We start from the raw sequence: 8,452 nt of genomic DNA, 5'->3' as shown, positions 1-8,452 counted from the left end.
CGCTGGTCTTGAGCACTTTGCCGTTCGGTCCCACGGCCCAGGCAATCACCGTCACAAACACCGGGCAGTGCGCCTGTTTCATGGCTGCGCCCGTCAAACCCAGCACCAGCGTGCTCTCGCTGCCCATGCCCACCACTGTGGGCACCACAGCCTTTAACCCGCCCGGGCAAATGGCTGTGGGCAAATAGTGCCAGCGCAATCCTTCGCCGCCATTCACTGTGAGCTGAATGTCCACCGCGGCGCCCTTCGTATTCACGATTTCGCTAAACGGTTTATACATTGACAAACTCACTTCGGGACTGTCCTCTTCGGGCAGCTCCGGCGTTTCTTCTATGGAGAGTTCCTCGTCCCTGCGGCGGGCAGGCAAAGCGTCCGGCTGGGTCAGAGCGTTGGCCACCGCACTGCCGCCCAGCCCCAGCGCCGTAGCGCCGGCTGCCGTAGCCGCCACCGGCACCGCATTGGCAGTGGCCTCGTTCCAATCGATCACTTCAATATAAAATTCAACGGAAAGCGAAAAATACGGCAAATCCGCCACATCCAAATTTTGTGTCCGGCCGTCGAATTCCACCGTACATACGTCGCCCTCATCCTCTTGTCCATTCAGCAACAACAGCCCGGCGGGACTTCCCCGAACAGGGTCTACTGGCTGACCGTTGGCACCGGACACACCAATCCCCACCGGAGAATTGCAATACGTAGCGCGGTAAACCACTTCCCGGGGTTCGATTTGTATCCATTGCCGCTCATAAATCCCGCGTGTGTAAGCGATCATCTCTTCTTCCGTTGCGTTCTGCGGCAAGGGCACATATTCCAGAATACGGTCAACGGTCATGCGCACCTCAACCTCTATCTGGCCGGTCAACGCCACATAAGGTGGGTCCCCGCTGGCCTCATTGTACTGATAGCGGTACTGCCGCGCATTTTGAAAGGAGGCTTTGACATTTACCGTGGATCCCTGCGCGGGAGAGACAAACGTCACACCGGTTTCATCAGCCTGCGCCACCAGGGGAACACGCATACTGCTGACTTTTGGGAAAATCACACGCATGATAGGCGCCACACCGCCTTTTTCTCCTACATTGATGACGGAGTCAAACCACGATGCGTCAATCTCCTCTTCCCAGGTGAAATTCGCATCCCGGTCGCTGCACAGCAAAACCGTTCCATCCTCCTGCGCCGAAGGCCCGGTCAGCCGGGATGTGCCGTCTGACAAGGTTGTCAACAAAATGCGAATGTTTTCAATCTCTTGCATTTCATCCTGTGCCCAGGCGCACGTCGCCCCGAACACACAGAACGTCAGCAGTGCCAAAGAAGCGGCGCACCGGCGCCAAAACGACCTTTTCATGCCAAGTCCCCTCTTTTCCGACACATATTATACAATAGCCCTATAACCCACGCAAGGCGAAAAAAAGGCGGAACCTAGGTTCCGCCTTTTTTAATTCAGGAATGGGGATGCGTTCCGCCGGTCCAGCGCTCAGCTTCACACCAGATGGCCCGATTTGCCGCAAGGCTTTTGGGTACATCCAGAATGCGCTGATTCTCCGACCCACGGAAACGCAGGTCCAAGTTCCGCTTTGCCAGCACAAATTCGCCATCCACCAAAATATCCAATTCTGCCAGGAGCGCCCGCTGGGCGTCCGTGCCCTCTAAAAGTTGTTCAAAGGTATAGCCCGTATAACTGGCCACCTCATATCCGGCCGCTTTCAACATCCGCGCCAATGCACAGAACGCCTCGGCCTGGGAAAAAGGTTCCCCACCGGAAAAAGTCACGCCTTTTACCAAGGGGTTTGCTTTTATATGGGCAAACAATTCTTCTACCGACACATCCTTACCTGTGCCGAACGGCCAACTTTCCGGGTTGTGGCAGCCCTCGCAGCGGCGAGGACAGCCCTGGGCGAAAATAGCAGTGCGGATACCCGGCCCATCTACAATGGAATCTTCCATGATACCCGCCAGATTCAGCACCTGACTCATCTCAGTGAGACAGACCGTGTTTCACGCGGTCGCGTTCTTCAGCCTTTTTCGCATCGTTCCATTTGTCCATGGTGCCCACGAGGTATCCTGTAATACGGCGGATGCGCTCAAAACCTACGTCTTTGCCATACTTTGCTTCACGGTTCGTCTGAATAGCCATTTCTTTTTCCTCCCAAGATTTGCTTATGTATCTATGCTTTTATTGTATACTAATTTGGAATAGTTTGCAACCCCCAACTTATTCACAACCACAGAAAGTTGTCACTTCGGGGTACAATTTGCGCAGCTCATCCACTCTTTCCTGACTCAGGGCTTCGCCTTCGCGACGGCCACAACGGGGGCAAACCTCTCCGATCACACCCACATAACCACAAATCGGGTCACGGTCAACGGGGTGGTTGATGGAGCCGTAACCGATGCCTGCGTCGTGCATGCAGCGAACCACGCTCTCAAAGGCCTCTACGTTGTTGGCAGTGTCTCCATCCAGCTCCACATAGCTGATATGGCCCGCATTGGTCAAGGCATGATAAGGTGCCTCTTTCTGAATCTTTTCGTATGCAGAAATCGGATACCATACAGGAATATGGAAGGAGTTGGTGTAATACTCACGGTCAGTGACTCCGGGGATTTTCCCGTAGCGCTTTTGATCCATGCGGACAAAGCGGCCGGAAAGACCTTCTGCCGGAGTGGCCAGCAAGCCGTAATTCATATGGGTCTGCGCAGACTTTTTCTCGCAGAACTCCCGCATATGACGCACGATTGCCAGTCCTTTTTGCTGCATCTCGTCGCTCTCACCATGATGGTGACCATACAAAGCGGTCAGAGTTTCCGCCAGGCCAATGAATCCGATGGAAAGGCTGCCGTGTTTGAGCACCTCGCGCACCTCATCGTTGGGACCCAATTTGTCGGAGTCGAGCCAAACGCCCTGACCCATAAGGAACGGATAATTGTATACACGTTTGGACGCCTGAATCTCATAACGGTCATGCAACTGCTGCGCTACCAATTCCATCATATCGTCCAATTTTTTATAGAACAGTGCTTCGTCCCCATGGCTTTCAATGGCCAAGCGAGGAAGATTGATGGACGTGAAAGACAAGTTGCCGCGAGAATAAGCAATCTCACGCTCAGGGTCGTACACATTGCCCATCACGCGCGTGCGGCAACCCATGGTCGCAACTTCAGTTTCCGGATGACCGGGTTTGTAGTACTGAAGATTGAACGGAGAGTCCAAAAATACGTAGTTGGGGAACAGGCGCTTCGCACTGACCTTACAGGAAAGTTCGAACAAATCATAGTTCGGATCGCCCGGATTGTAGTTGACGCCCTCTTTTACCTTAAAGATATGGATGGGGAAAATAGGAGTCTCGCCATGTCCCAAACCTGCATCTTCTGCCAAAAGAATATTGCGGATAGCCATACGGCCTTCCGGAGAGGTATCGGTACCGTAGTTGATGGAAGAAAACGGCGTTTGCGCACCTGCACGGGAGTGCATTGTATTGAGGTTATGCACAAATCCTTCCATGGCCTGGTAGGTAGCCCGATCCGTCGCCTTTTCGGCCCGGCGGCGAGCATGATGTACCACGTGTGTCGCTTTTTCCTTATCCAAGCGGCCATCTGCTACCAGCGCCTGTACCGCAGCCGCGTCAAAGCTTGCTGCTTGCGTCTGGAGACGAGGCTCCTCGCCGGTAACTGCGCTGCCCGCCGCAACCGCAGCCTGCGTCAGCACGGACTCGTCGTCCGTGTCCAGCACGTCCTCCAGAGCCTCCTGCAATTTGCTGGCATAATTTTTGGCGAATGTTTTGCGCACGCCGCCTGCCATGGCATAATCGAAGTTGGGCACGCCCTGTCCGCCGTGCTGGTCGTTCTGGTTGGACTGAATGGCGATGGCTGCCAGCGCAGCGTAACTGCCAATGCCCTGCGGCTCACGCAAGTAACCGTGACCGGTGGAGAACCCACCCTTGAACAGCTTGATCAAATCGATCTGGCAGCAAGTAGTGGTCAATGCATAGAAATCGAAATCGTGGATGTGGATGTCGCCCTCACGGTAAGCCCGCGCCTGTTCCGGGGTAAGCAGATATGCAGCATTATAAGCCTTTGCTCCGGCGGTACCGATCTGAAGCATAGAGCCCATGGCGGTATTTCCATCAATGTTGGCATTGTCACGTTTCATATCACTGATACGTGCATCCACATTGGTGATCTCATCAATAGATTTCATCAGGCTGGTCTTTGCCTCACGAATACGGGTGCGCTCAGCGCGATACAAGATATATTGTTTCGCAGCCTCTTCCATGCCAGCATGCATCAGTTCCTGCTCCACAGCATCTTGAATTTGTTCGATCTGCGGCGGCTCATTTCCGCATTCTTTTTCCAGAACCTCTTCCACCGCATTGGCCACCTGAGCAGCCACGGAAGCATCTCCCTGTCCGGCCGCCTGCAAACAGCGTAAAACCGCAGACGCAATTTTGCTGGCGTCGTACAGAACCACGCGACCATCGCGCTTTACAATGCTCTTGATCATCCTCTTTATCTCCTTATCTCCGCGCCGGAAACCCTTGGGGACCCCCCAAACCCGTTCGCTAAATATTGAATCCGCGTTCTATTATCACACTAGATATTGTGGATGTCAAGCAAAAGGAACGTAAAAAAATCGCCGTTTTTTTGTCCAATTTGCCAAAGGTGACGAACATTGGTATAATAAACCCATGTGAATTTGGGAAGTGTGCTAATCTTGAAAACAGAGCTGCGCCGCACGCCGGGAGGCATATGTTATTTTTTAACGCGTAAACGTGTAAAAAACTTAAATCTTCGCGTCCGAGCAGACGCAAGCGCGGCGGTTTCGGCGCCTTTTTTTGTGCCTGTCTCGCAAATAGATGCTTTTGTGGACAGCAAAATGTTGTGGCTCCAGCGCGCCCAGAGGAAAATATTGGAACAAAAAACACAAGATCTTGTGCCCTGTACGGTTTCGCCTGCGCAGGCGCTCGCGTTGTTTGAGCAGATTGACCGGGAAATTTTTCCTTTGTTTAGGCAGGTGCTGCATGGGCAGCCGCCCATTTTGAAAGTGCGGGACATGAAAAGTCAATGGGGTGTATGCTGTCCGGCCAAACGGAGGATCACCCTCGCGCTTCGCCTGGCCGAAAAACCAAGAGCGGCTGTGGAGTACGTACTTTTACACGAATATGTACATTTTATTCACTTGAATCACGGTCCCGATTTTTGGGCTGTTGTAGAGCACTTTATGCCCGATTACAAGGAGCGGAGAGCGATGCTAAAAAGCTGATGCGTCAAAATTGCATTGCAATCGCTCGTGAAAACGGGTATATTACTTATTTATAGTACATCCGGGCACATTGCGCCTTGGACAAAACAAGGAGGTTCCTGTTTGGATAAATATAAGCGCCTTGTTTCCAACACCATCCTGTTTGCAATCAGCACTTTTTCCTCCAAAATTTTAAACTTTTTCCTTACTACCTACCACACCCACATGATGGGCACGGGTGCCTATGGCAGTATGGACGCGATCATTGCCATTGGCAACGTGTTCATCCCCATTGTAAGTTTGGGGATATCCAATGCAATCATCCGCTTTGGACTCGAAAAAGGGATCAACAAGCGAAGCCTTTATACCAACGGTCTTCTTTCCCTTTTGATGGGCTTTTTGCTATTGCTGGTGCTGACGCCGCTTTTGGACATGGTCCCGTTCATTGGCGGAACCATTGGCGATTACTGGCCGCTCTTATTGCTCTTTGTATTTATGAGCTGCCTGCGCACATTAAACTGTCAATTTGTGCGTGCCAGAGAAATGGTTCGGCTGTATGCCATCGATGGAATTCTTTGCACGGTGGCGAATCTATTCTTTAATGTACTGTTTTTATCCGGATTTCATCTGGGAGCCACAGGACTGATCCTGGCGCTGATTTGCTCGGACGCCACCAGTGCTTTGTTTTTGTTCTTTGTATCCCGCATTTGGAAATACATCCGTCTGAAACCGATTGACACGCGCTTGTTCAAAACCATGCTGCGGTATTCGGTGCCTTTGATTTCTGCCAGCATTTTCTGGTGGGTGACCAACACCAGTGACAAGCTGTTTATTACCACCATGCTGGGCAGCGAAGTGAACGGACTGTTTGCTACCAGTTATCGACTGCCCACTCTTTTGACCATCGTTGCGACCTTATTTACCGAAGCCTGGCAAATCAGTGCTTTTACCGACGGCACCCGTGCTGGCCGGGAAGAGTTTTTCAGCCGTGTGTGGAACGCATATCAGAGTCTGATGTTCCTTGCGGGCGCTGGAATCATTCTTTTGTGTCAGCCGATCATGAAAGTCTATGTATCGGACGATTTTTACGCGGGCTGGATTTATATTCCCCTGCTCACCTTTGCCACTGTATTCTCCAGCTTTGACAACTTTTTAAACAGCATTTACATGGCGGAAAAACGCTCTGGCCTGTCCTTGGTTACAATGGCCGTAGGCGCTGTTCTGAATTTAATTTTGAACGGTCTTTTGATTCCGACCTGGGGAGTGCAGGGAGCTGCGTTTGCTACATTTGCCAGCTATTTTGTCGTATTCCTTTTGCGCGCTGTCAACACCCGCGGACTGATTCGCGTGGATTTTGCCCCTTTCGTTTTGTTGTTGAATTTGGCGCTTATGGGCTTTGAAAGTTACTGGATGTTGACCGACACACCTCTGTGGCCTTTGTGGTGCTCTTTGTGTGTGGTGTTGATGGCCATTCTCAACTTCAGCAGCCTTTGGGATACAGTACGCCACGTGCTCACCATGCGAAAACGACATTAATTTTTTCAAAAAAGCAGAGTTTTTCAAAAACTCTGCTTTTTTCATTGACATCCTTTGCACAAAAGCGTATGATGCAGATACAACATTTAGATGTTCATCAAATTAAAGTGAGGCGATAATGATGCTTCCTGCTTCTTCGATTCCTACTCTTTCACTGGTGTACACCGCAGTGAGCGTTGGCATTGCTATTCTTGTTCCAATAGCCCTTTTAATCATTTGCCAGATTCGGTATGGTCATGTATTAAAGGCTGCGGCCGTAGGTGCCTTGTGCTTTTTTCTAGGCGCGATGGTACTGGAAAGTCTTTTGCATAGCGTGGTATTCTCCCTCTTTCCTGCGCTTGCCTTTGTACCTGTCGCCTACGTGAGTTATGGTTGCCTGGCGGCGGGCCTTTTTGAGGAAACCGCACGTTTGGTCGGTCTGAAGCTGCTGTGCCGCAAGAACGCATCCTTTTCCACTGGCCTGGGATACGGCATCGGCCACGGCGGATTTGAATCCGCCATTATGGTTGGATTGAGTTTGGCCGCCAATCTGTATGTAATGGTGCTTTTGAACAATGGCGTGGACCTGTCGGCCCTGGGTTTAACCGATGCACAGATGAGTGCTCTTTCAACGGCCGCACCAGCTTCTTTTTTATGGAGTGGCGCGGAACGCTTCGTTTCCATCGTGCTGCACATTGCTCTCTCCATTTTAATTTGGATGGTGGTCACCAAACGACTGTCCGGCGGCTTCTACTGGGTTGCGGTTTTCTTACACGCACTGACCAATGTTAGCGCCGCTCTGTATCAGTGTGGTGTTTGGACCAACATTGCGCTGACCGAACTTTGGGCACTGGCCATTACTTTGCTGACGGTTTTCTTTGTCTATTTTCTATGGAAAAAATCTTCGGTTTTGAACAATTGAATCACTTCATAAAACGCCGCACAAAAATGTGCGGCGTTTTTTTATGAAAAACTTTCAAATTCACTATTGACATTTAATATCAATAAAGATATAATACCAATAGAAAATCATTTCGGTGTATGCGGGCACATTCATCCCGTAAATATAAAAAATAAAGGAGATTGAACCATGAGAAGCATTACAACACTGGAACTGCAATATGCACACCGTTTTTACGGATTTAAAGGTGAAGCACAATACCTGCACGGACATACCGGCGTTCTCACCATTGAGGTAGAAGGCTCTGTAAACCCCGGAGTAAACATGGTTTTCCCCTGCAATGAAATTCAGAAAACCGCTTGGGAAGTTTTGAAAAACTTTGACCATGCGTTGATTTTGCGTGAGGATGACCCACTTTTGCCCGCGATTTTGGGCGTATATGAGCAGCAGGGCATTCGCAACGGCGCTCCCAACAACATTATGAAAGGCCCTGCCTTCCAGACAGAACTGGCCACTGCCTATCCGGAATGCCGCTTGGTCGTTACCAAAGAGACCATGACCGTAGAAGGCATGATCAAAATGGTTTACGAGTTGCTGAAAGACAAGTTGAACATTGTTAAACTGAGCTTTACAAGCGGCGTAAACATGGCTTCCGAAGAGTATGAACCCCACCTTGAGGTAGAGCGCTGCCCGCTGTGCGGAATCGCATTGGATGAAAACGGCGTTTGCCCCAAGTGCGGATACCGAAAGAACTGAGCATGAAAGGTCTTTCTCCCCTAAAATATTAAGAAGAGGCGGGC

General features: G+C 50.8%; 8 protein-coding genes. 4 read left to right on the top strand and 4 right to left on the bottom strand.

The features are described 5' to 3' along the window. From AB5H98_RS11735 to AB5H98_RS11720, 4 genes are all read right to left on the bottom strand, one after another. Positions 1-1,345 (bottom strand): hypothetical protein (locus tag AB5H98_RS11735; protein ID WP_367926082.1); only part of this gene is annotated, 1,345 nt, incomplete at its 3' end. Between the two features lie 95 nt (positions 1,346-1,440). Then, positions 1,441-1,944 carry an anaerobic ribonucleoside-triphosphate reductase activating protein gene (gene nrdG, locus AB5H98_RS11730; protein WP_367926081.1) on the bottom strand — a complete coding sequence of 168 codons (504 nt, stop codon included), beginning with the start codon at positions 1,942-1,944 and terminating at the stop codon, positions 1,441-1,443. Between the two features lie 31 nt (positions 1,945-1,975). After that, on the bottom strand, positions 1,976-2,134 hold the full coding sequence (gene nrdD / locus AB5H98_RS11725; protein ID WP_349215457.1) for an anaerobic ribonucleoside-triphosphate reductase: 159 nt from the start codon (positions 2,132-2,134) through the stop codon (positions 1,976-1,978). A 78-nt stretch (positions 2,135-2,212) separates the two neighbouring features. After that, complete coding sequence (locus AB5H98_RS11720; protein ID WP_367926080.1) at positions 2,213-4,498, bottom strand: anaerobic ribonucleoside triphosphate reductase; 2,286 nt, start codon at positions 4,496-4,498, stop codon at positions 2,213-2,215. A 405-nt stretch (positions 4,499-4,903) separates the two neighbouring features. Between AB5H98_RS11720 and AB5H98_RS11715 the strand changes: the two genes are divergently transcribed. From AB5H98_RS11715 to AB5H98_RS11700, 4 genes are all read left to right on the top strand, one after another. Then, positions 4,904-5,257: a M48 family metallopeptidase gene (locus AB5H98_RS11715; protein ID WP_367926079.1), complete on the top strand. Its 354-nt coding sequence runs from the start codon at positions 4,904-4,906 to the stop codon at positions 5,255-5,257. Positions 5,258-5,359: 102 nt separating this feature from the next. Then, the gene (locus AB5H98_RS11710) at positions 5,360-6,772 is read left to right on the top strand and encodes a lipopolysaccharide biosynthesis protein (RefSeq protein WP_367926078.1); all 1,413 of its coding nucleotides are present in this window, start codon (positions 5,360-5,362) and stop codon (positions 6,770-6,772) included. 118 nt (positions 6,773-6,890) lie between these two features. Next, on the top strand, positions 6,891-7,673 hold the full coding sequence (locus tag AB5H98_RS11705) for a YhfC family glutamic-type intramembrane protease (RefSeq protein ID WP_367926077.1): 783 nt from the start codon (positions 6,891-6,893) through the stop codon (positions 7,671-7,673). Between the two features lie 168 nt (positions 7,674-7,841). Beyond that, positions 7,842-8,408, top strand: a complete 567-nt coding sequence (locus AB5H98_RS11700) for a 6-pyruvoyl tetrahydropterin synthase family protein (RefSeq protein ID WP_367926076.1) — start codon at positions 7,842-7,844, stop codon at positions 8,406-8,408. Positions 8,409-8,452 lie beyond the last annotated feature (44 nt).

It is taken from the genome of uncultured Ruthenibacterium sp., from assembly GCF_963558415.1.
GTDB lineage: Bacteria > Bacillota > Clostridia > Oscillospirales > Ruminococcaceae > Ruthenibacterium.
The sequence above is the reverse complement of the archived record's forward strand: the minus strand, read 5'-3'. Positions and strand labels throughout refer to the sequence as shown.